Below are 23,397 nucleotides of genomic sequence, written 5' to 3' on the forward strand. Positions count from 1 at the left end.
TATGTCGGAAAACGAAGACTGGGACATTCAAATAACCGCGCAAAATAACATTTTCGACTTAAAGTTTAAAGATGTATGGCACTACCGCGACCTGCTCTTGTTACTGGTACGGCGCGATTTTGTTTCCTTTTATAAACAGACTATCTTGGGTCCTATTTGGTTTTTTATACAGCCGGCTATTACTATTCTGTTTTACACCCTGGTTTTTGGTAACCTTGCCGGTATACCCGTTGATGGCCTGCCAAAGCCCCTGTTTTACCTGGCGGGGATCATTATATGGAATTATTTTTCTGAATGCCTTACTAAAACATCCACCGTTTTCAGAGATAACTCAGCCCTGCTGGGTAAAGTTTATTTTCCCCGGTTAATTATGCCGTTGAGCATTGTATTATCAAACCTTATCAGGTTTGGTGTACAGTTTTTGCTTTTCCTGATGCTTTATGTCGTCTATCTTTTTAAAGGTACAGTAATTGTTCCGAATGCTTTTTTATTGTTACTGCCTTTACTCATCATCATGATAGCGGCTTTGGGTTTAGGCTTCGGGATGATCATATCGGCAGTAACAACCAAATACCGCGACCTGGCTTTTATCGTATCATTCGGAGTACCCTTACTCATGTACACCACCACAGTAATTTTCCCGCTATCCGTAGCTCAAGCCAAATACCCGACTTATAGCTGGCTGGTAAAATTTAACCCAGTAACGGCTATCATAGAAACTTTCAGATATGGCTTTATGGGTCGCGGAAGTTTTAGCTGGGAAATGATGGGCTACAGCCTGGCAACTACTATTATTATTCTGCTGCTGGGCACTGTTGTATTTAACAGGGTTGAAAAAACGTTTGTGGATACCGTATAATGAGCACCGTAATTAAAGTTGAAAATTTATCAAAAGCCTACCAGCTTGGCGATTTTGGTACCGGCACCATCTCCCGCGACCTGGAACGCTATTGGGCCAGGATACGCGGTAAAGAAGATCCTTTTTTAAAAGTTGGCGAAACCAATGACCGCACAGCCAAAGGCGAAAGTGATGTGGTGTGGAGCTTACGCGATATTAATTTTGATATTGAACAAGGCGATGCAGTAGGCATTATCGGTCGTAACGGGGCGGGTAAAAGCACCTTGCTGAAAATACTAAGCCGGGTTACCTCGCCTACTACCGGCTCCGTAAAAGTAAAAGGGCGCATAGCAAGCTTGCTTGAAGTAGGTACCGGCTTTCATCCGGAATTAACCGGAAAGGAAAATATTTTTTTAAACGGCGCTATCCTGGGGATGCGCAAGGTCGAGATTAAGCGAAAGTTTGATGAGATCGTGGACTTCTCGGGCGTGGAGCGCTATATAGATACACCGGTAAAACGGTATTCATCGGGCATGTATGTACGCCTGGCCTTCGCGGTGGCAGCCCACCTCGAGTCGGAGATCATGATTGTTGATGAAGTATTAGCCGTGGGCGATGCCGAATTTCAGAAAAAATGCCTGGGTAAAATGGATGCCGTGAGCAGAGGCGAAGGCCGAACCGTTTTGTTTGTTTCGCACAATTTGGGAGCGGTTCAAAAACTATGCAATAAGGGAATTTTACTCAGCAACGGACAAATTACATTTAACGGATCCTGTAAAGATGCCGTCTATAATTACGGCCAAAGCGGTATCAAAACGGATACGGATTTTCTGAACAGGATAAATTATTCTTCTGATAAGGTTAAAATAAACAATATACTTTTTAACAATAGCTCTGTCAACAGCATTGTTTTAAACCCGGAAAATAACTTTTCATTTGAAATAAGAATTGAGCTGTCGTTACAAACCGATATGCCGATGGATATTGAATGCCGCTTTGTAGACCGGGATTTAACCCCCCTTGCTTTTTATAGTCCCGGTCATCATGACGGAGTTAAGATTCAAAACAAGGGAGAAGTATCGCTATCCTATAAAATAACTTTCCCCAATAATTTGAATAAGGTAGATCTGGATATGAACTTGTATCTGACCTACCCAGGTGTAGAAATATACGCGTTCTGTGAAAAAGCTTTAAGCATTGAATATGCCGGATACAGCATGACCAGCGGTCATGTTTTTGAATATGAAAAGGGGGCCGGATTGATCTTCCTTCCACCTCATTAATTACCTGCACAGGGGTTTCCTGAACTTGAAGACAAAATATATATCATATTCCTTATGGGGTGATAATACACTGTATACCACCGGCATGATCAGAAATATGGAACAGGCCGCCGTACTATACCCGGACTGGCAAATCGTTGTATATTTTGATGATACGGTTCCTCCGGAGATCATCCATACTATTAAAGAAAAAGGGGCAATTACCATAAACAGAACAGGAGATATTTACGGCATGTTCTGGCGTTTTTACGCGGCTGATATGGATGGTTGTACCCATATTATTTTCAGGGATTGCGATTCGCGTTTAACCATGCGTGAAAAGCTGGCAGTTGATGAATGGGTTAACAGTGACAACATGATCCATATTATGCGAGATCATCCGCACCATCGCTCCATAGATGAAAACAATGCTTTTCATATTTTAGGAGGCTTGTGGGGAATTAAGGGCGGCATAGTCCAAATGCAATCAATGATCAGCAATTTTGCAGAAAAAAACAATTTGGTTTATGGGAGCGATCAGTTTTTTTTAAATGAGATCTATTCCAGGTTCAAAAACTCCTGTACTGTACACGATGAGTTCTTTGAAAAAAAACCTTTCCCCATTAAAAGAAAAGGCTTTGAATTTATCGGAGAGCGGATCGGCATCAACGAACAGCCTTACAACAATGACCGGCAGGCTATAAAAGAGTTTTACCTCCAAAAAAAACTGATCTTTAGAATAAAAAAAAGACTCTCTTCTTTTTTCCGGTCATTTTATCGATAAAGCATTTAAACTTGAATAAATTAAGATCTGCCAAACATTTTCTAACCGGAAAAACACGGACATTTATATTAGCTATTGCCCAACTAATGCCGCGGAGTCACCGATCAGGTTTTTGGTTGCGGGTGGGTCACAAGGCCTGGAAATTAGCTGGTATTAAAGCAGCGCATCCTGTTTTTATTGATAAAGGCTTTAAGTGTATCAATCCTACAAATATTGCTTTGGGCAGATATGTTTCTTTAGGGCACGATAATCATATCTGGGCCTTTGATACCGTAAACATTGGCGACTATACCCAAACCGCAAAAGATTTGCTGATCATATCCGGATCGCATGAGGTAAATTCCTTATCTCCCAAAAACAACCAACAGGTGGTGATCGGGGCTGGTTGTTGGATCGGGGCACGGGTAACCATTCTTGGAGGTGTTACCATCGGCAAAGGAGTTGTGATAGGCGCATGTTCGGTGGTCAATAAAAATATCCCTGATTTTGCGGTGGTGGCCGGTAACCCGGCCAAAATATTAAGATACAGGGAGCCTGATGATGAACAATGGAATCCTTTTATCAAGTATCAGATTTGACACAGGCCAAAATATCTGTTATTACCCCATCTTATAACCAGGGCAGGTTTATTGAACAAACTATCCTTTCGGTTATCGGGCAGCAATACACTAATCTTGAATATATCATTATTGATGGAGGAAGCAGCGACGAGACCCTGGATATGATCAGGAAATACGAAAAGCATATCACTTACTGGGTTAGCGAAAAAGATACGGGCCAAAGTAACGCTATCAATAAAGGATTTGCGCAAGCTACGGGTGATATTTTATGCTGGCTAAATTCTGACGATTATTATTTGCCGGGCGCGTTGCTGGAAGTAAACCGGGCATTATCCAATGAGCGGGCCGAATTATTGTTCGGCAATTGTATCCATCTAAATGAGGCTACCCACTTGGTCCATGGCAGTTCTTTTGATCCTTTAAAAAACTGGGACATTAAACATGGTGATTATATTGTACAACCCAGTAGTTTTTGGACCAGGAAGGCTTTTGAAAAAACCGGGAAGCTCCGGGAAGATCTGCACTTTGGTTTCGACTGGGAGTGGTTTGCCCGCGCACAGACCAGCGGTGTAAATTTTATTCCTTCGGAAAAATACTTTTCGGTTTACCGGCTGCACAACGATCAAAAATCAAACGATAATAATGTTGACCGGTTTAAGGAACTCCTATTGATTGAAAGGGAATTGAACCCATCCAAATTTGAGTTTATTGACCATTACCTTAACAATCATCTGAACGGTATCAACCAAATCTATAACATCAGCGCAAAGCAACCATTCAAACTTTTAGAGTACCGGCTCTTGAAAACTTTTCATCCAACTTTAATAAAACTAATAGATAGGGTTAGTTTGAAAAAGTATATAGAATACGTTTATCAGCGTCAAAAATAAAACCATAAATGCTGCTGCCTAACCTGCTTCATTATCGTGCCAAATTAGAAAAAAGCGGAGTCCAATATCCATTGCAAACGGTGCCGTTTACCAAACAAGGCTTATTGAAAACTTTACCTCAACCAGAGACCCATAAAACAGGTTGGCCCTGGACGGAGGAAGCCCCACCAGCTCAGTATGATGAAAAGACTGCATGGCCAAAGCTCAGCATTGTTACACCCTCCTTTAACCAGGGGCACTTTCTGGAAGAAACCATCAGGGCAGTTCTCCTGCAAAATTACCCCAACCTGGAGTACATCGTAATTGACGGTGGCAGCACAGATGGCAGCCTTGAAATACTGGAAAAATATTCGCCCTGGATTAGTTATTGGCAAAGCAAAAAAGACGAGGGACAATCAAATGCCATAAACCTGGGTTTCAGCCTGGCAAGCGGCAGCTACTACGCCTGGATAAACAGTGATGATTATTACCTGAAAAATACCTTCCATTTGGTTGCACATACATTTTTAAAAAGCTCCACGGATTTTATTTATGGATATGCCTTTAATAAGAAGAACGATGAGTTAGAATTAGTGACTGTTCCTCCCCTTTACGATTACTTTATCAAAATACCATCTTTATCACAACCCGCTTGCTTTTGGAGCATGGGTATCAATGAGCCGGTTTGGGAAGAGATGCATTGCGCACTTGATTATGAACTTTGGTTAAGACTGGTGAAAGGCCATAAACGCAAACGGATCAGGCAGCCGCTGGCCATTGTCAATGTTCATGATGATGCCAAGACACATGATGCCGCTATAAAAATTAAATGGCAGGAAGATCACTTAAAAATGTGGTCGGCCGAAGGACATGGACCAGTACCGGAATGGAAACGAATAGTTTTCCTGAACCGCATCAGGTTAAAATTATATAAATTATTGAAGATCATCTAATTTGGAGTATCAAGTAGTTAGTATCAAGTATCACGACTTTGAAGATTTTGTCTTATATATAACAAAAGGGTGTCTTGATACTTGATACTAACTGCTTGATACTAACATCAAATGTTATTTAACTCTCTCCTGTTCCTGATCTTTTTCCTGGTGGTAATCAGCGCGTACTATTTGCTCGCGCCAAAATTACGCTGGGTATGGCTTTTATTAGCCAGCTGCTACTTTTACATGTATTTTAAACCGGTATATATTTTAATTATACTGTTTACCATTGTAGTTGATTACATAGCGGGTTTATTAATTGAAAAGGCACAGGGCAGCAATAAAAAGTTTTTTTTACTGGCAAGCATAGTAGCTAACATAGGCGTACTGGCCGTATTTAAGTATTTCGATTTTTTCGCAGGTAACTTCAATTTCCTGAGCCATGGCTTTAACGGTCCGCAGATACCCTTACTGCATATTTTATTACCCATCGGTTTATCGTTTCACACCTTTCAGGCCATGAGTTATACCATTGAGGTTTACCGTGGCAATCAAAAGGCCGAAAAGCATTTTGGCATTTACGCATTATATGTTCTTTTTTATCCGCAAATGGTTGCCGGACCCATTGAAAGGCCTCAGCATATTTTGCCGCAGCTGCACCGTATCAACAAGTTCAATACTACAGGCTTTATTACCGGTATATTTTTAATCATGATCGGTCTGTTTAAAAAAATGGTAATCGCCGACCGTTTGGGGTTGTTTGTTGACCCGGTATTTAACACCCCCCACGGCCATTCGGCATTTGATCTTTTGGTAGCGGTTTACTTTTTCGCGTTCCAGATCTATTGTGATTTTAGCGGGTACTCAGACATAGCCGTAGGTGCAGCATTAACCTTAGGCATTGAACTCATGCGGAATTTTAACATGCCCTACCTCTCCAAAAACATCACGGAGTTTTGGCAGCGCTGGCATATCTCCTTATCTACCTGGTTTCGTGATTATGTTTACATCCCGCTTGGCGGCAGCAGGGTAAATTCTATGGTTACCTGTATTAACATACTCATTGTATTTATCATCAGTGGTTTGTGGCATGGCGCCAACTGGAAATACCTGGTATGGGGTTTGGTACACGGCTTGTTATTGATCGGTTATCAGCTATTGAAAAAACTCAAAGTTAATGTCAAAGGGTTTAGTTATCTTAAATGGATACTCACCTTTAACCTGGTTTGCCTGGCGTGGATATTTTTCAGGGCCAATACAGTTACCGATGGCTTTTTCATTCTGAACAAGATCTTTACTTTATCCCCCCTCCACTATACGGCAGCTTCTATTATGCCCCGGAACGAGATCTTCTATTGCATATTCATTATCCTGGCCCTGTTAGCCGGCGAGTGGTACCTGCAGCGGAAAGTACAGTGGTCAAAGCGGAGGATGCTGCTTACAACGGTCATCTTATTTATTGCCTGTTATTTCCTGGGTATATTTAATGAGGCCCAGTTTATTTATTTTCAGTTTTGATGAAAAAGATCACCGGCATATTGGTTTTAGTTTTTAGTACAATCGTACTACTAATGGCCATGAATCAGTCGTTCATTAACCGCATCAAACAGGATAGATATTTTGATCATTTAAATACCGACGATACGCCCAGATCATTATACCAACGTGTTTTTGTAAGATCGGACCGCTGGGCATATGGCGACCTTTACGGTTTATGCTATTTACCCCAATACCGGTTTAAGCTGGAGCCTTTTAAAAAATACAATTCTATAAACAGAGGTAATCCCCAAAATCGTATCCTCTACATCATAGGTGATAGCTTCCTGGCTGATAAAACGCTTACCAGCGCATTTGATGGTTTTGATAATGTTGTGTTCTTAGACAGGCGGTTTCCATTCGGCCCTATCCTGGTAGACAGTACCAAACAAAACTTCCTGATCATGGAGTTTGCAGAGCGTAACCTCAACGGCTATGACATCAACAAAACAGATGAAATACGATGGACGGAAAATGATATCAAGACCATTGGTTCGAGATCTGTGTTGCGCGGTTCGGGGGCGCTTTTAACTCCTCGCTCCCCGAACCGCGCAACACGCACCTCTTTAATAAACAGATTGGGAAAAATCATTTTCAATAAAGACCTAAGCCGCAACCTCGAGCTTTTATTATTTGACGATAAATTATTTACGCCGATAAAAGAACTAAAAGCCTTGCTCAACTATAATTTATTTGGCCGGGTAACCAAAGAAGTTGCTGTGAGTACCGACAAAAAAAGATTATTATTAAACATCACGGTTGATACCAGCGATATCCATTCGGCTTTCAGGTATAAATCCATCCAGCAAATTGATACTATAACAGCAAACCTTAAAGTGGCCAAAAACTACTACGAAGCCATTGGTTTTAAAAAAGTATTTCTAAGTATTATACCAAACCCGGTATCTATATATGATGAAAATCGGATGCCCTATAATCATCTGCTGGAACGGGTTGAGCATGAAACCAACATGCCTATCATCAGCATCTATAAAACTTATAAATTAGATAGACATAATCTATACTTTTTAAGTGATGCCCATTGGAATCCCCTGGGCTTTGACATCTGGGTAGCGCAGGTAAATAAAACTTTAAAAAGTGCCACTAAAAAATTCACTAATTCAGTAAATCAATAATTCACTAATTACCCCCGGATGACCATTGGTTTAATTACGCCCTATTACCCGGATAAACAAACTTTTAACAGTGGTATAGCTAATCATTTCTCCATTTTGGCCAATGCACTGGCAAAGCAGGGTCACCGGGTGGTGGTTTTGCATATACGGCCCTCCTATGGAGCAGGCGATCATATTCAGGAACAACAGCATAGTCCCTTAATTACCTTATTAACCTATCCCATAACTTTACCGGATTATTTCAATAAGCTTTTTAAAAACAAATGGGCCGTGCTTGATTTTCTGATCAAGCTACGATGCATGCTGGCTACTTTTAAAAACCTGGACAGGATCATTAAGGAGCATCAGCTTGATGTGATAGAAACAACCAATTATTACTCGCTGTGCTATTTTAACCTTTTAACAAGGAAACCGCCAATACCTATTGTGGTGAGAGTGAGCACCACGTTTTTACAGATCATGGAGGAGTACTACCCGTTTAAGTCACGGCTTCAAAAAAGGTTGGGACGCATGGAGATTGCGACGCTTAGAAAAAGTGATTACCTGGTTACCCATACCCATCATCACGCTGCCGAAATGGAACGGTTGTATGGTATTAGCGCCGGCAGTTTCCGGATCATTCCGCATGGTATACCTCTACCCGTTTTGTCGCCAGTTCAAATCTCCAATAATAATCAGATCGAAATATTATTTGTAGGCCGTTTTGAATACAGAAAGGGTATCGATCTATTATTAGCCGCAATTCCTTATGTATTGGAAAAATATAAAAAGGTGGTTTTTAAACTGATTGGTACCGATAAGGATAATTTTTACGAAAACACTTTTCGCGATAAGCATCCGGTTGATATTACGGACAAAGTAATGTTTTGCGGTTCAGTTGATCAAGAGAGTGCGAGCAGGGCCTATGCTGGCTGCGATATTTTTATAGCTCCCTCACGATACGAGTCGTTCGGGCTGATATATATTGAAGCCATGAGTTATGCAAAACCTGTTATAGGGCTTAAAGCAGGTGGAGCATTAGACATCATCAAAGATCACTACAATGGCTTATTAGCCGAACCGGAGGATGTATCAAGCCTTGTTCATCAACTCTCCATACTCATAGAAGATGCCGCTCTGCGAAAAGAATTAGGTACAAATGCACACAAAACAGTTGAAGATAAATTCTCAGACGAACAGCTTGCATCCAACTCAATCACATATTACCAGGAGGCGATCAACAAATTAACCTGATGGATATCTCGGTTATCATCTGTACTTATAATCCTAATTTAAAGAGGCTTCATCAAACGCTTTCGGCATTACAAAAACAATCGCTGGATCCCTTGTTGTGGGAACTTATTATAGTAGACAATAATTCATCCAATGGATTTGATGCTTACGTTGATCTTAGTTTTTTTCCCAATTCCAGGATCGTCAAAGAGGAGAAGCAAGGCCTTACATACGCCCGGCTTAAAGGTTTTGATGAAGCCCAAGGAGCGATCATTATAATGGTCGACGATGACAATATGCTCCAAAGTGATTATCTGGAAACATCTTTAAATATATTTAAAGATCATCCTCAAATAGGTGCTGCTGGCGGCAAATCGCTGCCGGAATTTGAATACGAAGCTCCTGTCTGGTTAACGGAGTTTTATGGCAACCTGGCCTTACGGGATCTGGGTAATGATACCATCATTGCCAAATGGAAAAACACTTATCCTGATGCTGCCCCTATAGGCGCGGGTATGGCCGTCAGAAAAGTTGCCATACAATCTTACATCGATGCCGTGACTACTGATAAAAGTATCATAACCGACCGCACCGATACTTCCTTAACATCGGGCGGGGATAATGAGATCAACATCCAGCTTTTAAAATCGGGCTGGGAATTGGGATATTTCCCGGAGCTGGTGCTTCATCACATTATATCAAAAGAAAGAATGCAGGCTGCGTACCTGGCCAGACTGCTCCGGGATACCAACAGATCATGGGTTCAATTGCTGGAAAAACACCACATCAACCCATGGAAAAAGATTAATAAACAAACACTGTTACTCAGAAAAATAAAAGCGTATCTGACTTATAAGGCCTGGAAAAACGAGGTTAATTTTATAAAATGGCAGGGAGCCTGCGGCATGCTGGAAGGACGGATAAAACTATAATGTTACAGCAAATTATTAATGCACTCTACCGCCATCCCTTATCCCGGCTGAAAAGGTACAGGCGTTTCGGTGGATATTTTAGTTATCAGGCCATGATGCGTGGCAGCCGGCAAATGATGAAAGCATCTTTGCAGCTACCTCCTGTTCAATGCCATGCACATGGCTTGCCAGTTTATTTTTTGACCGGTAAAAACTATCTCTATCAAACTTTATTTTGCATCCGGTCATTAGTAAAGTTCCGTAACCAAGAATTTCAGTTTATACTGGTTGATGACGGCAGTTTTGACAGCACTCTTGTTGCGCAAATTCAAAAACAGCTTCCTGGTTGTACCATTGTTATGCAGGATGAAGTAGATAAAAACCTACAGCAACGTTTACCTCAACGGCACTACCCTCATTTGCATCAAAAAAGGAAAGTATATCCGCATTTAAAAAAATTAACAGATATCCATACCCTTCCCGGTGCTGACTGGAAACTTGTATTGGATTCCGACATGCTATTTTGGGATACCCCTCACGAGATCATTCAGTGGCTAAAAAAACCGGATCGGCCTATACACATGGTAGACTGTGCAGAAAGCTATGGTTATTCTAAACAGCTTATGAAGCAACTGAGCGGTCACGCTATCCCTCCTTTACTTAATGTGGGGGCTATCGGATTAAACAGTACCGCGATCAACTGGTCCGCCCTGGATAATTGGGTATATGAATTGGAAGAAAAAGAGGGCTCGAGCTATTACCTGGAGCAGGCTTTAACCGCTATGCTCATCGGTGAGCAACAATCAACTATTTTGGATCAGGATAAATATAAAGTGAATCCTTCCCTGGGCGATACTAAACCTCCTGTTCTGCATCATTATGTAGATCTCTCCAAAAAATATTATTACACACAGGCCTGGAAAAAAGTGATCAGCTAAATGAGCATCGGGCGATTGATTTACAAGATATTTTTTAAACCAACTTTACAGATCAGGTATCATATCCGTCATTTTGGTTTAATAGGATGGTACAAATTATACCAGGGCGAACAGCAAATGAAAAAGGCTGCCTCGGATATTCCTCCCGTTCCATTAGCAAAAGATCATTTACTGGAGGTTAATTATTTAACAGGCGCTAAATATTGGCACCAAACTATTTTCTGTGCACAATCACTCGCCAGGGTTTTGCAGGGAAGAGTTAAAATAAACATTTACTCCGACGGAACATTAGATCAAACACATGAAGCTTTTATTGCACGAGCCATTCCCGGTGTCAGCATTATTGCAGAAAAAACTGTCAATAAGTATCTTGACCAATTCCTTCCGGTCGCTCAATTTCCCACCTTGCATTATTTGAGAAAATGGCACCCCTTTTTCAGGCGGCTGATAGATATTCATTCCGCCCCATTATGGGCCATACACCTGGATAGTGATATGCTTTTTTTTGACCGGCCGCAACAGACCATAGATGCGTACCAAAATAAAACCGCTATTTACATGCAGGAGCATCTGAGCAGTTCTTATTTTGTTGATGACGAAAAAACGCTGAAAGACAAACATGATATCAATTGCATAAGCCATGTAAACGGAGGTATCATTGCCTATAACGGCGATATAAATTACACCGATCTGGAAGAAAAAGCAAAGACTTTACTAAAACATTACCCCAATGCAGGCCCGGCCCAGGTGGAGCAAACCTTAATGAGTTATGTATTATTTAAACAAGATGCCACACCGCTTGATAAACAACGGTACCCTATATTTTATGATAGTAAAATTGAGTTGAACAATTCACAAATAGTACGTCATTATATTTTTAAAGCCAAGCTGCCGTACTTTAATACCGAATGGAAAAAAATACGCCATTAGTTTCTGTTTGCATGCCGGCTTATAATGCCGGGGAATATATTGCTGATACAATAAAATCAATTACTGCCCAGTCGTATACCAACTGGGAGCTCATTATGGTGAATGATGGGTCGACAGATGATACCGCTGATATCCTGAACCGGTTAACAGATCCCCGGATCAAAGTATACAACCAGGAAAATAAAGGGCAATGTGCGGCGGCCAATCAAGCATTCCAATTTTCAAATGGTGAGCTGATCAAGTTTATGGATGCAGATGATCTGTTATCACCCAACTATATTCAAAACCAGGTATTGGCAATTAATGGCGATGATAACGTAATTGCTTTTGCCGCCTGGGGAAGATTTTATAATAATTCATTAGCGACCTTTCAGCTGGATGATGACTTTTTAAAAGTCTCCATGAAACCTATCGATTGGCTTATCGCCTCCATGACCGGTAAACAGGTGATGCTGCAATGTGCCTTATGGCTTATTCCGCGTAAGATATTAGAGGTTTCGGGTTTATGGAATGAAACACTTTCACTCATCAATGATTTTGAATTTTTCATCCGGGTGTTGTTATGTGCCCATGAGCTACGGTTTACCAATGATGCCATTTTATATTACCGTAGCGGGCTTGCCCAATCGTTATCAGCCACCACCTCGGCAAAGGGCGCGGAATCGGCATACCATTCGATAAACCTGGGCACACAGTATCTTTTAAAACAGGAAGCCAGCGACAGGATAAACAGGATAGCCGCCGATTGTTTTCAGCGCTTGGTTTATAATTTTTACCCGCAGCATCCAATCATTGTTCATAAAGCAGAATTAAAAGTAAAAGAGTTGGGTGGTTCATCCATTGCTTTTTCGGCAGGTGGCTATACAAAAATACTGGTATCGGTATTAGGATGGAAAGCTACCCAGTACCTTAAATTTATATTCAAAAAACGTGCTTAGCTGCAGGGTGTATTTGTTTACTTATAAAAGAAATCATCTGCTATCAAGGGCCGTTGAAAGCCTTATCAAACAAACTTTTCAAAATTGGGTTTGCGAACTGCATAATGATTGCCCGGACGATCCCTATCCGGCTGCTTACGTTCAATCATTAAATGATCCCCGCTTCATTATAAAAGATCATGCAGTTAATATAGGAGCCACTGCCAGCTTTAATCTTGCTTTTATAGGCTGTGCAGAAGATTTCGCCAGTATTCTGGAAGATGACAACTGGTGGGAAGCAACCTTCCTGGAAGAAATGATCGCCCTGATGGAGAATAATCCAACAGTGAATATGTCCTGGAGCAACATGAACCTATGGCAGGAGAAAGCCGGCAACGAATGGCAAAATACGGGTAAAACCATTTGGCCTGTGGATGAGTGCACTACCACTTTTTCATGGCCGGCAGAAAAACAGATCTTAGGTGCCATAAGCTCCAACGGCGCCATGCTGTACCGTGGCAAATACGCCCATCATTATATCATACCCGCCGAAACCATCTTTGATGTGATGGAACTGGTAAGAGAGCGGAGCTTTGAACACCCTATAATCTTAAACCACAAACCTCTGGCCAATTTCGCCATCACGATAAGCACAAGCCGTTCAAATGATCCCTATCCATGGATCGCCTCACAGGCTATGCTGTTGGCCAGTTATATAGAAGCATCCGACCATAATGTTGCGATCATCCGGGAAGCATTGGCCTATCATCGCGGGCTAAAACCAAGCCCCATTGCCAATTTCTTTTTAGCTAATTTCTTTTTGTTAAAAAACAGGTTGCTCTATCAATACTTCAGCTTGTCAGATTGGATAGTTATTATCAAATGGCTCATCGGGAACGGGCATAAACTAAACTACATGAAAACCTTCCTGGCATCGCAAAAAGAAACCTATAGCTTTTTACTAAAACAAACGCGCTTGCGGTTCCAGGAGTCAAAACACAACGTACATTGAAGATAGCCCTTATTGTAAACCCTTTAATACCGGTGCCACCCGAGCAATATGGCGGTATAGAACGTGTGGTTTATGTACTGATCAGGGAGTTGCTCAAAATGGGGCATGAGATAACCCTGTATGCTAATCCGGATTCGCAACCGGGCTGCGAACTCACCGGTTACCGGGAGTCTGAAAATTATGGGTTAAAAGATCTTGTAAAGATCAACCTGCTAACCTCTTCCCTGCTTTTTAAAAATTTCGATGTGGTACACACTTTCGGCCGCATGAGTAATATAGCATCGCTCATGCCTTTTAAACAGCCTAAAGTAGTTTCGTACCAGTTGCCGCCTACGCTATCGCAGGTAAAAAAAGCTGTAAAAATCGCGGCCAAAAATTCGCTTTATTTTACAGCTTGCAGCAATTTCATCGCACAGCAAATCAGCCACATCGGCAATGTAACCGCCATTTACAACAGCGTGGATATGGATGATTATCATTTTAACGCTGAAGTTGATGCAGGCGCGCCATTGGTGTTTTTAGGAAGGATCCAGCAGGAAAAAGGAACGGCCATAGCCATCGAAATAGCGCTTAAAACAAATAAAAAACTGATCATAGCGGGCAATATCCCGGCTGAACAAATTCACCAGCAATACTTTAATGAACAGGTAAGGCCCTTTATCGATCAGGACCAGATCAAATATATCGGGCCGGTTAATAATATTCAAAAAAACGAGCTATTAGGTAATGCCGCCGCCATGTTGATGCCGGTAACCTGGGACGAGCCTTTTGGCATTGTAATGGCTGAGGCGCTGGCCTGCGGCACACCCGTAATTGGGTTTAACAGGGGAGCAGTACCCGAAGTGGTCACCAACGGATCAACCGGTTTTGTATGCAGCAATGCAAACGAAATGATTGAAGCGGTGAATAGTATATCGACGCTAAACAGATCAAACTGCCGCAAGGTGGCCGAAGAAAAATTCAGTTCGACTGTAATGGCCAGGCAATACGAGCAATTGTATAAATTTAGTATCAAGTAGTGAGTATCAAGTATCATGACTGCTACAATTGTTTTATGAGGATTTCAAGAATCTTGATGCTTGGTTCTTGACCCTTAACCCAACGTGAAACACATCACCTTCATTACCACCGGGCAGCCAAGTACAAATCCAAGACTGGTTAAGGAAGCCGAAACCTTAATTAAGCTGGGATACCAGGTTAAGGTGATCTGCTGTTTCTATCAGGGCTGGGCGCGGGAATTTGATCAGGAGATCATCAACAGGAACCAAGGTGTATACATTTATTGTGGGGGCGATCCTGTACATGAAAAACTAAGCTATTACAAAACACGTTTGCGGCAAAAAACAAGCTTGCGTCTTTTTAACTATACCAAAGCTTTCGGCATTCCCGAAAATGCCATATCCCGTACTCATGCTGAGGCGCTGTATATCGCCAGATCCATCCAAACCGACCTGTATATCGCCCATAATCTCGGAGCATTACCTGCGGCCGTTCTGGCAGCAAAATTCAACCATGCCAGAGTAGGATATGATGCCGAGGACATGCATTCGGGCCAGTTTAAAACCAAAACTGAAAAAGGCTATCTGCTGAATAAATTTATCGAAGAAAAATACTTTCCTCAGACAGATTATTTTACGGCGGCAAGTCCGCTTATTGCGCAAAACTATAAGCAGGTTTATCCTTATTTGGATCCGGTAGTGATCAATAATGTTTTCCCCAAAACTGATCTTCCTATCAGACCAAACACCGATACAGCATTACCTTTGAAACTTTTCTGGTTTTCCCAAACCATCGGAGCTGAGCGGGGGATCGAAAACATTATTGAGGCGATGGCGCTTATCGACAAACCAACAGAGTTACACCTGCTGGGAAATTGCTCTGCAGGGAATGAACTGGCCATTATGGAGCTGGCAGAATACAATCATCTTGCACCCGGTCAAATTCATTTTCACAAACCCATTGCCCCGGATGAGCTGTTCAAATTCGCCGCTCAGTTTGATATTGGCATGGCCACAGAAACGGCACCAAACCTAAACAGGGATATTTGCCTCACCAATAAAATTTTCACTTACATACAGGCCGGTCTCGCCATTATTGCCAGCGATACCCAGGCACAACGCCTTTTTATGGAGCAACATCCAACCACGGGCTGCCTGTATCAAAAAGACGATATTACCTCCCTCACCAATTGCCTATTGGAATATGCTGAAAACCCCGAAAGCTTAATTCAAACAAAGCAAATGAACTATCAATTGGGGCAAACAGAGCTAAACTGGGAAAATGAAAGCCGGATATTTCAGCGTGTTGTAGAATCAGTAACAAGTAGTTAGTATCAAGTATCGTGACTTTTAAAAATAGCATTTACGACTTACAAGATATCTTGATACTTGATACTAACTACTTGATACTAAATTGAAAAACCTCCTCATCATATCGCCCTACTTTCCGCCGGTAAATGCGGCCGACATGCAACGGGTGCGCATGAGCTTGCCTTATTTTGCCAGCAATGGCTGGAGTGTGGAAGTGGTGATGGTGGATGAGCATTATACGGATATCCAGATCGATCCTCTGTTGCTTCAAAGTATCCCCAGTGATATCAAGATTCATAAGGTTAAAGCCCTGAATAAACGCTGGACATCCAAACTGGGGCTGGGGAGTATTGCTTTACGGTCGCTTTGGTTTTATCGGCATAAAGTTAACCGGCTTTTAAAAGATGGAAAATTTGATTTGATCTATTTTTCAACCACACAATTCCCGGTTTGTATTTTAGGCGCCTATTGGAAAAAAAAGTTTGGGATCCCTTACGTTATTGACATGCAGGATCCTTGGCATTCTGACTATTACCAGGATAAACCCAGAGCACAGCAGCCGTCAAAATACTGGTTCTCGTACCGTTTAAATAAATTCCTGGAACCCATCGCCATAAAAAATGCCGATGGGGTAATCAGTGTTTCTGAAGGTTATATCGATGATTTGAAAAGCAGATATCCGGTTATAAAAAACATCCCCTCAGCAGTAATCACTTTCGGGGCTTTTGAACCTGATCTGTCCATCGCCCGTGAAAACCAAACGAGATTTGCTAACCTGTTAGATGTCCGGTTTATCAATATTGTTTATACGGGTCGCGGTGGTACCGATATGCACCAAGCCATAATTCCCGTATTTGAAGCGCTTAAAAAAGGGCTCTCTGATCGGGAAAACACATTTTACAGCCGACTGAAGTTTTATTTTATCGGTACCAGTTATGCCCCGGCCGGTGAGGGTAAGCCAAGTATATTACCCCTTGCCCAACAATATGGGGTAGCAGATCATGTTGTTGAGATAACCGATCGGCTCAGTTATTATCATACCCTGCTCACCCTGCAGCAGGCCAATGGGCTTTTTATCCTGGGCTCGGATAATCCGCAATATACGGCGTCAAAAATTTATCCGTACCTGCTTACTCAAAAACCTTTGCTGGCTGTTTTCAACAAAAAAAGTTCGGCGATACCGATACTTCGGGAGTATGGTGTAAAACACGTTTATGATTATGAAAGCGTTACGGGAATAAATATCAACGACTTCTTTTCGCAGTTAAATAACCACGATCCTGAGCCGGCTTTATATGATCAAAAAGCGATCAAGAAATATTCGGCAAAACAAATGACGGTAAATCAGTGTCGACTTTTTAACCAGGTATTAAATAGAGAGTTGAGAGTCAAGAATAAAGACAGTAAATATTGATTAATTATACAAGCTTTCTTGATTCTTGACTCTCAACTCTTGTCTCTCAGCAAACTATGCGTTTAGCCATTATAGCCACCCATCCGGTACAATATTACGCCCCGGTTTTTAAACTGCTGGCCGAAAACCCGGACATGGAGATCAGGGTATTTTATACCTGGGGCGAAAAAGCCATGGAAAAATTTGATCCCGGTTTCGGACAAAAAATCGACTGGGACATTCCCTTGTTGCAGGGATACGATTTTGAGTGGGTAACCAACACGGCATCTGATCCGGGCTCGCATCACCGTAACGGGATCATTAACCCTGGTTTGATCGACCAGATCAATCAATGGCAGCCCAACGCATTACTGGTATTTGGCTGGGCCTATCATAGTCACCTAAAAGCTATTCGTTATTATCACCATAAACTACCTGTCTATTTCAGGGGTGATTCTACTCTTCTGGATATAAAACCCGGCATCCGCGCATTTCTAAGATCCGTTTTTTTAAAATGGGTTTACCGGCATATCGATCATGCTTTTTATGTAGGCACTAATAATAAAACTTATTTTAAAAAATACGGATTAACAGACAAACAACTAACCTTTGCCCCGCACGCTATAGATAACGCAAGATTTAGCGCCGACAGAAACTTAGAGGCTTTAAAATTAAGGCAAACCCTTGGTATTGCGGAGGAGGATACCTTGATACTTTTCGCAGGTAAATTTGAACATAAAAAGTCACCCCAATTACTCATCGATACTTTTTTAGCGCTAAATAAACCAGGCGCGCACTTATTACTCGTGGGGAGCGGTATTTTTGAGATACCCTTAAAAACTAAGGCCAGCATCAATAAGCGTATCCATTTTATGGACTTTCAAAATCAATTATTGATGCCGGTGGTATACCAGGCCGCTGATCTTTTTTGTCTGCCATCCAAAGGTCCTGGCGAAACCTGGGGGCTTGCGGTCAATGAGGCCATGGCTGCCGGAGTACCGGTGCTGGTATCCAACAAAGTAGGTTGTGCCGCCGATCTGGTGATACCCGGTTTAACGGGTGATATTTTTGATTCGGAAAATTTATCAGATATTACCCAAAAGCTCGGCGAACTTTTAAAAGACAGATCAAGGCTAAAAACTTTAGGTACCAATGCCCAACGTAAAATAGCCGACTGGAGCTTTGACAAACAAGTGGCTGCCATTTTAAATACACTAAAGCACAACCATGCGAACTAATCAGGCTCCGTTGGAGCGGTTTATCGTACTATTTTTACCCTGGGGACTCTCCTTTTTATTAAAAGGCGATCCGGTGCTCTCTTATTTTATTGCCTGGCTTGGTTCGTTTTTAATATTCTGGCTTTCGCTAAGCGGGTGGATAAAACCCCTCCCTGCCGACAGGAGCATTGCAGGCCAGTTAATGCGCCCCATTTTTTTAGTCCAGATAATTTTTGCCGGGTACATGGCCTGTACATCCATTTTTTATTTCATGGATGTAATGGGCTACGAGAATTTTGTGAAACAAGGCTATATTTTGGTTGACCATGAAAAGCTGCTGCTCACCGCGCAATGTCAGCGTTATTATTGCCTGGGGCATGCCTCGCTTGTTTTAGGCATACTGATATTTATGAACTATTCTACCGAAAAGATTTACCATGTAGATACGCAAAAACTCACCCGCCTGCTAATGTTATTTGCGATGGTTAGTTTTCCTGTATCTATTTTGTTTTTAAAAATCCAGGGCCTATCCCAATTCTATAATCAATTAAACTCGCTTAGTTTTATTGCAGGTACATTGGCTCTGGCCTTTGCTATACCACTCAAAAAAGTAGGCAACACGCTGATATGTATTGGTTTTTACTGTTTTAATTTTTATCAATCGCTCATCTCGGGGTTTAAAGAGCCCATTATTGTAAGCGTACTGGTTTTGGGTATATTTCTATATCCCAATTATAAAAAAGCGGTGACCTTTACCTTTGTTCCCTTGATGCTATTGTTATTTGTTTTTTTACCTACCTACAATCGTGTTTTCAGGCAAAATGCATGGTCTGGTAACAGTAACGCCACCGAGGCCAGTCAGCTGGCATTGGATGCTACCTTAAATAATGATGCAGAGGATGATGATTCCAATTGGTCGTTCTTGGTGAACCGCTTAAGCGAAATTGATATGTTTACACACTTTGTGCAATCAACCCCCAAGCAGGTAGATTATTACGGTATTACCCTGCTTAAACAATCCGGAACAGCCATTATCCCCCGTATATTCTGGCCGTCCAAACCCATTACCGAAGAAATGGTTATGGAACGGGTTTACAATGCCGGGGTTATTAACCGTTTTTCCAATGTGTCTGCTAAGCCCGCGTTTATTGTTGATGCGTATCTTTCGGGAGGGGCCTTAGGTGTACTTTTGTGTTTATTTGCCTATGGCGCTATCGCTCAGCTGATCGCTCTGCAGGCCGAGAAACTTTTTGGCGGTTATATTCTGGGTACAGCGCTTATTTTTAGTGGTTTATTTCAAATCCTGTGGCGCGGGTTAAGTTTCGAGTTTTTAATTAACAGTGTATTCTGGAGTTATATTACCATGCTCGTTATTCATAAAATACTTACGGCAACCCATATCCTTCAAAAGGCTTGAAAGTTTTACAGATCTCGGCTTCTTACAAACCTGCGTTTATCTATGGCGGGCCCATTATGTCGGTAGCCATGCTGTGCGAACAATTGGCTAATGCTGGTTGCAGGATCATGGTGTATACTACAACCGCTAATGGGTTAAACGAACTTTCGGTGGCTCCGAATGAAGCTGTAAATATTGATGGGGTCACTGTTATCTACTTTAAACGAATTACTAAAGATCATACCCACTTTTCACCGACGTTATTAAAATCGGTTTGGCGAAACGTTAAAAAATATGATGTGGTACACATCCAGGCCTGGTGGAATACGGTTTCGGTTTTATCGTGCTTCATAGCCGTATGGCGCAAGGTACCTGTTGTGATTTCGGCCAGGGGTACATTGAGTCCTTATTCTTTTCAAAACAAAAACAAGGTCATTAAAAAGATCATTCATCATCTGCTCACAAAACCTCTATTTAAACGGTCGTACTGCCATGTAACTACTGATAGAGAGAAAGAGGCTATGCTTAGCCTGGTTCATCCTAAAAGTATTTTCAATATTGCCAACCTGGTTAAACTACCTTCATTAAATCACATGGCAGATGGCAAGCGGGGTGCCATATTTAAATTAATTTTCCTTTCCCGGATAGAAGAAAAAAAGGGTTTGGATATACTGCTTAATGCGTTGCCTGATCTAACATTCCCCTTTACATTGACCATAGCCGGCGATGGCGACAGTAATTATGTAAATGGATTGAAGGAACTGGTAAAAAACAAGGGCCAAGAACAAAGTGTTAACTGGATAGGTTTTCAAAACGAACATAAATTTGATCTCTTAAAGGAGCATGATCTGCTGGTGCTGCCATCCTTCGATGAAAATTTCGGGAACGTAGTTATTGAAAGCTTAAGCCAGGGAACAGCGGTATTGTTAAGCGAATTTGTAGGCTTGTCGGCTTATGTGGTTCAAAAAAGCCTGGGCTGGCAATGCGCACCAGACAGCCGTTCATTAGCCAGCCAGTTGAATTTAATAAGCGGTCAACAGGCTGAGTTAGCCCGTATCCGGACAATCGCCCCTTCGGTAATTGAAGCCGGCTTTGATAAAAGCAACCTGATCAACCAGTACATGAATATGTATACAAACATCATTTCCCATGGCTGATTATAACAACTATGGTTATCATAATGATAAGCCAACACACAATTTAAGCTACCAGCTTCATGACCTGCTTGGCATGATTGATCAGTCGCGGCATCACCATATACTGGATCTGGGATGTGGTAATGGTTACCTCGTTAATTATTTGATTGAGCTGGGTTACAACGCTTACGGAACTGACGCCTCTGAAGAAGGTATCAGCATAGCCCGGCAAAAAAATCCCGATCGTTTTTTTGTTCAGGACCTATCATCTGATAATTTACCCCAACAATTACAAAATATAGTCTTTGATATCATCATCACTACCGAGGTTATTGAACATTTGTACAACCCCGAGGCGTTTATCCTGTTCTGCAAAAAACAGCTTAAACAAGGCGGCGAATTAGTGGTATCAACCCCTTATCACGGATATATAAAAAACCTGGTGCTCAGCATTTTTAACAAATGGGACAGCCACATGAACCCGCTCTGGCTTGGCGGGCATATTAAATTATGGTCAAAAAAAACACTGAGCCAGGCATTGTCAAATGCCGGTTTTACAGTTACTTCGTTTAAAGGTAATGGGCGCTGGCCTTATTTATGGAAATCAATGTTGATAAAAGCTAAATTGAATTGATGGTCCCTTATTCAGTCATCATACTTACTTATAACGAAGAGCAGCATTTGCCCCGTTTGCTGGAGTCGATAGCTCTATTAAACGCGCCTGTTTTTATACTGGATTCGGGCAGTACCGATCAAACCATCCAAATAGCACAGCAAGCAGGAGCAGTTGTGCAACAGCATCCGTTTAAAAATCATCCCAAACAATGGGACCATGCATTGAAGATTTTTGATATACAAACTCCCTGGGTTATTTGCTTTGATGCCGACCAGATAGTTACCCCCGAATTAAAAGAGCTGCTGTTTAATTTTAAGGACGAGGACCACGGGGATATTAATGGCATCTATTTTAACCGCAAAAACTTTTTTAAGGGCCGCTGGATCAAACATGGGGGATATTACCCCATTTATCTGCTCAAAATGTTCCGCTATAAGGCCGGGTATTCTGATCTGAATGAGGGGATGGATCACCGCTTTATTGTTCCGGGTAAAACCATTGTTTGGAAGCAGGGACATATTTTAGAGGAGAATTTAAAAGAGAACAACATCAGTTTTTGGATAGATAAACATAACCGTTACAGCGACCTGGTGGCGCGGGAAGAAGTAGAACGGATGCAAAACCTCCGGCGCCAAACACTGAAACCAAGCTTGTTAGGTTCGCCCGATGAACGTACTGCCTGGCTTAAACGCTTATGGTGGCAGCTGCCACGTTACGTAAGACCTTTGCTATACTTCGGCCACCGTATGATCTTTCAGTTAGGGATATTGGATGGCCGCACCGGTATCATATTCCATTTTTTACAGGGATTTTGGTTCAGGCTTATTGTCGATGTAAAGATTGATGAAATACTCAACTCCACTCCAAAGCGGGTTGCTGGTAACCAACCCTCTCCCTTAAAATTCGCCTTTAAATTCATAGTCCTGTTCCTCTTATTCTATTACTTTAATATTCTGTTCCTGGGCTTAACCAGTCCCGGTAATCATTACAATGCTTTTTTAGCTACTTATTTAAACTATATACAGGGTTTACGAACCCTTTTATTATCAGTCAGCGCCATCATACTTAACATACTCGGTTTTGATGTAATTTATAATCATATTGATCTGCTGGTAGCGGGCAAAGGCGCTATCCGGTTAGCCTATGATTGCCTGGGGCTTGGGGTCATGAGCTTTTTCTCGGCATTTGTGATCGCTTATCCTAAACAATTCAGGTCAAAAATCTTATTTCTGGGATCTGGCTTATTAGGTATTCAATTTTTAAACATTATCCGGTTTGTACTGTTAGCCTTGTTTTGGAATAAAAAAACAAATGGGATAATTGATCATCATACTATTTTTAATATCATTATCTACATCTTGATTATGATCAGTCTTTACTTTTGGGTTAAAAGAGACGATAAAAAGGCAAGATATAAGAGTCAGGAATCAAGATAAAGGCAAAAACAAATGATTTATAAAAAATTTATTTCTTTATTGAAAATACGAACA

22 protein-coding genes are annotated in these 23,397 nt (G+C 41.6%); all 22 read left to right on the plus strand.

The genetic code is table 11. The annotated features are described in order from the left end of the window. Position 1: 1 nt before the first annotated feature. The 22 genes from AB6735_RS00680 (at position 2) to xrtY (ending at position 23,343) form a co-directional block, all read left to right on the plus strand. Positions 2–859, plus strand: coding sequence for an ABC transporter permease (locus AB6735_RS00680; RefSeq protein ID WP_370993883.1), 858 nt, complete (start codon positions 2–4; stop codon positions 857–859). Then, on the plus strand, positions 859–2,121 hold the full coding sequence (locus tag AB6735_RS00685; protein WP_370993884.1) for an ABC transporter ATP-binding protein: 1,263 nt from the start codon (positions 859–861) through the stop codon (positions 2,119–2,121). Before AB6735_RS00680 ends, AB6735_RS00685 begins: the two co-directional genes overlap by 1 nt. 25 nt (positions 2,122–2,146) lie before the next feature. Next, complete coding sequence (locus AB6735_RS00690) at positions 2,147–2,884, plus strand: hypothetical protein (protein ID WP_370993885.1); 738 nt, start codon at positions 2,147–2,149, stop codon at positions 2,882–2,884. Positions 2,885–2,895: 11 nt separating this feature from the next. Further along, positions 2,896–3,462 (plus strand): hypothetical protein, encoded by a 567-nt coding sequence (locus AB6735_RS00695; RefSeq protein ID WP_370993886.1) that lies wholly within the window; start codon positions 2,896–2,898, stop codon positions 3,460–3,462. Continuing rightward, a complete protein-coding gene (locus tag AB6735_RS00700; protein ID WP_370993887.1) occupies positions 3,459–4,334 on the plus strand; it encodes a glycosyltransferase family 2 protein in 876 nt (291 codons plus the stop codon). The genes AB6735_RS00695 and AB6735_RS00700 overlap by 4 nt, the downstream gene beginning before the upstream one ends. Positions 4,335–4,342: 8 nt before the next feature. Next, positions 4,343–5,266 (plus strand): glycosyltransferase family 2 protein, encoded by a 924-nt coding sequence (locus AB6735_RS00705; protein WP_370993888.1) that lies wholly within the window; start codon positions 4,343–4,345, stop codon positions 5,264–5,266. 111 nt (positions 5,267–5,377) lie between these two features. Beyond that, a complete protein-coding gene (locus AB6735_RS00710) occupies positions 5,378–6,766 on the plus strand; it encodes an MBOAT family protein (protein WP_370993889.1) in 1,389 nt (462 codons plus the stop codon). Further along, complete coding sequence (locus AB6735_RS00715; protein WP_370993890.1) at positions 6,766–7,920, plus strand: hypothetical protein; 1,155 nt, start codon at positions 6,766–6,768, stop codon at positions 7,918–7,920. The genes AB6735_RS00710 and AB6735_RS00715 overlap by 1 nt, the downstream gene beginning before the upstream one ends. 18 nt (positions 7,921–7,938) lie before the next feature. Then, on the plus strand, positions 7,939–9,153 hold the full coding sequence (locus AB6735_RS00720; RefSeq protein ID WP_370993891.1) for a glycosyltransferase family 4 protein: 1,215 nt from the start codon (positions 7,939–7,941) through the stop codon (positions 9,151–9,153). Then, positions 9,153–10,064 (plus strand): glycosyltransferase, encoded by a 912-nt coding sequence (locus AB6735_RS00725; RefSeq protein WP_370993892.1) that lies wholly within the window; start codon positions 9,153–9,155, stop codon positions 10,062–10,064. Before AB6735_RS00720 ends, AB6735_RS00725 begins: the two co-directional genes overlap by 1 nt. Further along, entirely contained in the window at positions 10,064–10,981 is a 918-nt protein-coding gene (locus tag AB6735_RS00730; RefSeq protein ID WP_370993893.1) for a hypothetical protein, read from the plus strand. The genes AB6735_RS00725 and AB6735_RS00730 overlap by 1 nt, the downstream gene beginning before the upstream one ends. Continuing rightward, the gene (locus AB6735_RS00735) at positions 10,982–11,911 is read left to right on the plus strand and encodes a hypothetical protein (RefSeq protein ID WP_370993894.1); all 930 of its coding nucleotides are present in this window, start codon (positions 10,982–10,984) and stop codon (positions 11,909–11,911) included. Further along, positions 11,890–12,849 carry a glycosyltransferase family 2 protein gene (locus AB6735_RS00740; RefSeq protein ID WP_370993895.1) on the plus strand — a complete coding sequence of 320 codons (960 nt, stop codon included), beginning with the start codon at positions 11,890–11,892 and terminating at the stop codon, positions 12,847–12,849. The genes AB6735_RS00735 and AB6735_RS00740 overlap by 22 nt, the downstream gene beginning before the upstream one ends. Further along, entirely contained in the window at positions 12,842–13,840 is a 999-nt protein-coding gene (locus AB6735_RS00745; RefSeq protein WP_370993896.1) for a glycosyltransferase, read from the plus strand. The genes AB6735_RS00740 and AB6735_RS00745 overlap by 8 nt, the downstream gene beginning before the upstream one ends. Next, positions 13,837–14,859, plus strand: coding sequence for a glycosyltransferase family 4 protein (locus AB6735_RS00750; RefSeq protein ID WP_370993897.1), 1,023 nt, complete (start codon positions 13,837–13,839; stop codon positions 14,857–14,859). The genes AB6735_RS00745 and AB6735_RS00750 overlap by 4 nt, the downstream gene beginning before the upstream one ends. An 84-nt stretch (positions 14,860–14,943) precedes the next feature. Next, positions 14,944–16,170: a glycosyltransferase gene (locus tag AB6735_RS00755; RefSeq protein ID WP_370993898.1), complete on the plus strand. Its 1,227-nt coding sequence runs from the start codon at positions 14,944–14,946 to the stop codon at positions 16,168–16,170. Between the two features lie 82 nt (positions 16,171–16,252). Then, positions 16,253–17,563, plus strand: a complete 1,311-nt coding sequence (locus AB6735_RS00760) for a glycosyltransferase (protein WP_370993899.1) — start codon at positions 16,253–16,255, stop codon at positions 17,561–17,563. A gap of 56 nt (positions 17,564–17,619) precedes the next feature. After that, complete coding sequence (locus AB6735_RS00765) at positions 17,620–18,780, plus strand: glycosyltransferase family 4 protein (RefSeq protein ID WP_370993900.1); 1,161 nt, start codon at positions 17,620–17,622, stop codon at positions 18,778–18,780. Continuing rightward, positions 18,770–20,176 carry an exosortase Y-associated Wzy-like protein gene (locus AB6735_RS00770; RefSeq protein ID WP_370993901.1) on the plus strand — a complete coding sequence of 469 codons (1,407 nt, stop codon included), beginning with the start codon at positions 18,770–18,772 and terminating at the stop codon, positions 20,174–20,176. The genes AB6735_RS00765 and AB6735_RS00770 overlap by 11 nt, the downstream gene beginning before the upstream one ends. After that, complete coding sequence (locus AB6735_RS00775; RefSeq protein ID WP_370993902.1) at positions 20,173–21,312, plus strand: XrtY-associated glycosyltransferase XYAG1; 1,140 nt, start codon at positions 20,173–20,175, stop codon at positions 21,310–21,312. The genes AB6735_RS00770 and AB6735_RS00775 overlap by 4 nt, the downstream gene beginning before the upstream one ends. Then, positions 21,305–21,925, plus strand: a complete 621-nt coding sequence (locus AB6735_RS00780) for a class I SAM-dependent methyltransferase (protein ID WP_370993903.1) — start codon at positions 21,305–21,307, stop codon at positions 21,923–21,925. The genes AB6735_RS00775 and AB6735_RS00780 overlap by 8 nt, the downstream gene beginning before the upstream one ends. Further along, the gene (gene xrtY / locus AB6735_RS00785; RefSeq protein WP_370993904.1) at positions 21,925–23,343 is read left to right on the plus strand and encodes an exosortase Y; all 1,419 of its coding nucleotides are present in this window, start codon (positions 21,925–21,927) and stop codon (positions 23,341–23,343) included. The genes AB6735_RS00780 and xrtY overlap by 1 nt, the downstream gene beginning before the upstream one ends. Positions 23,344–23,397: the final 54 nt, after the last annotated feature.

The organism is Mucilaginibacter sp. RCC_168 (assembly GCF_041355315.1).
Taxonomy (GTDB): domain Bacteria; phylum Bacteroidota; class Bacteroidia; order Sphingobacteriales; family Sphingobacteriaceae; genus Mucilaginibacter.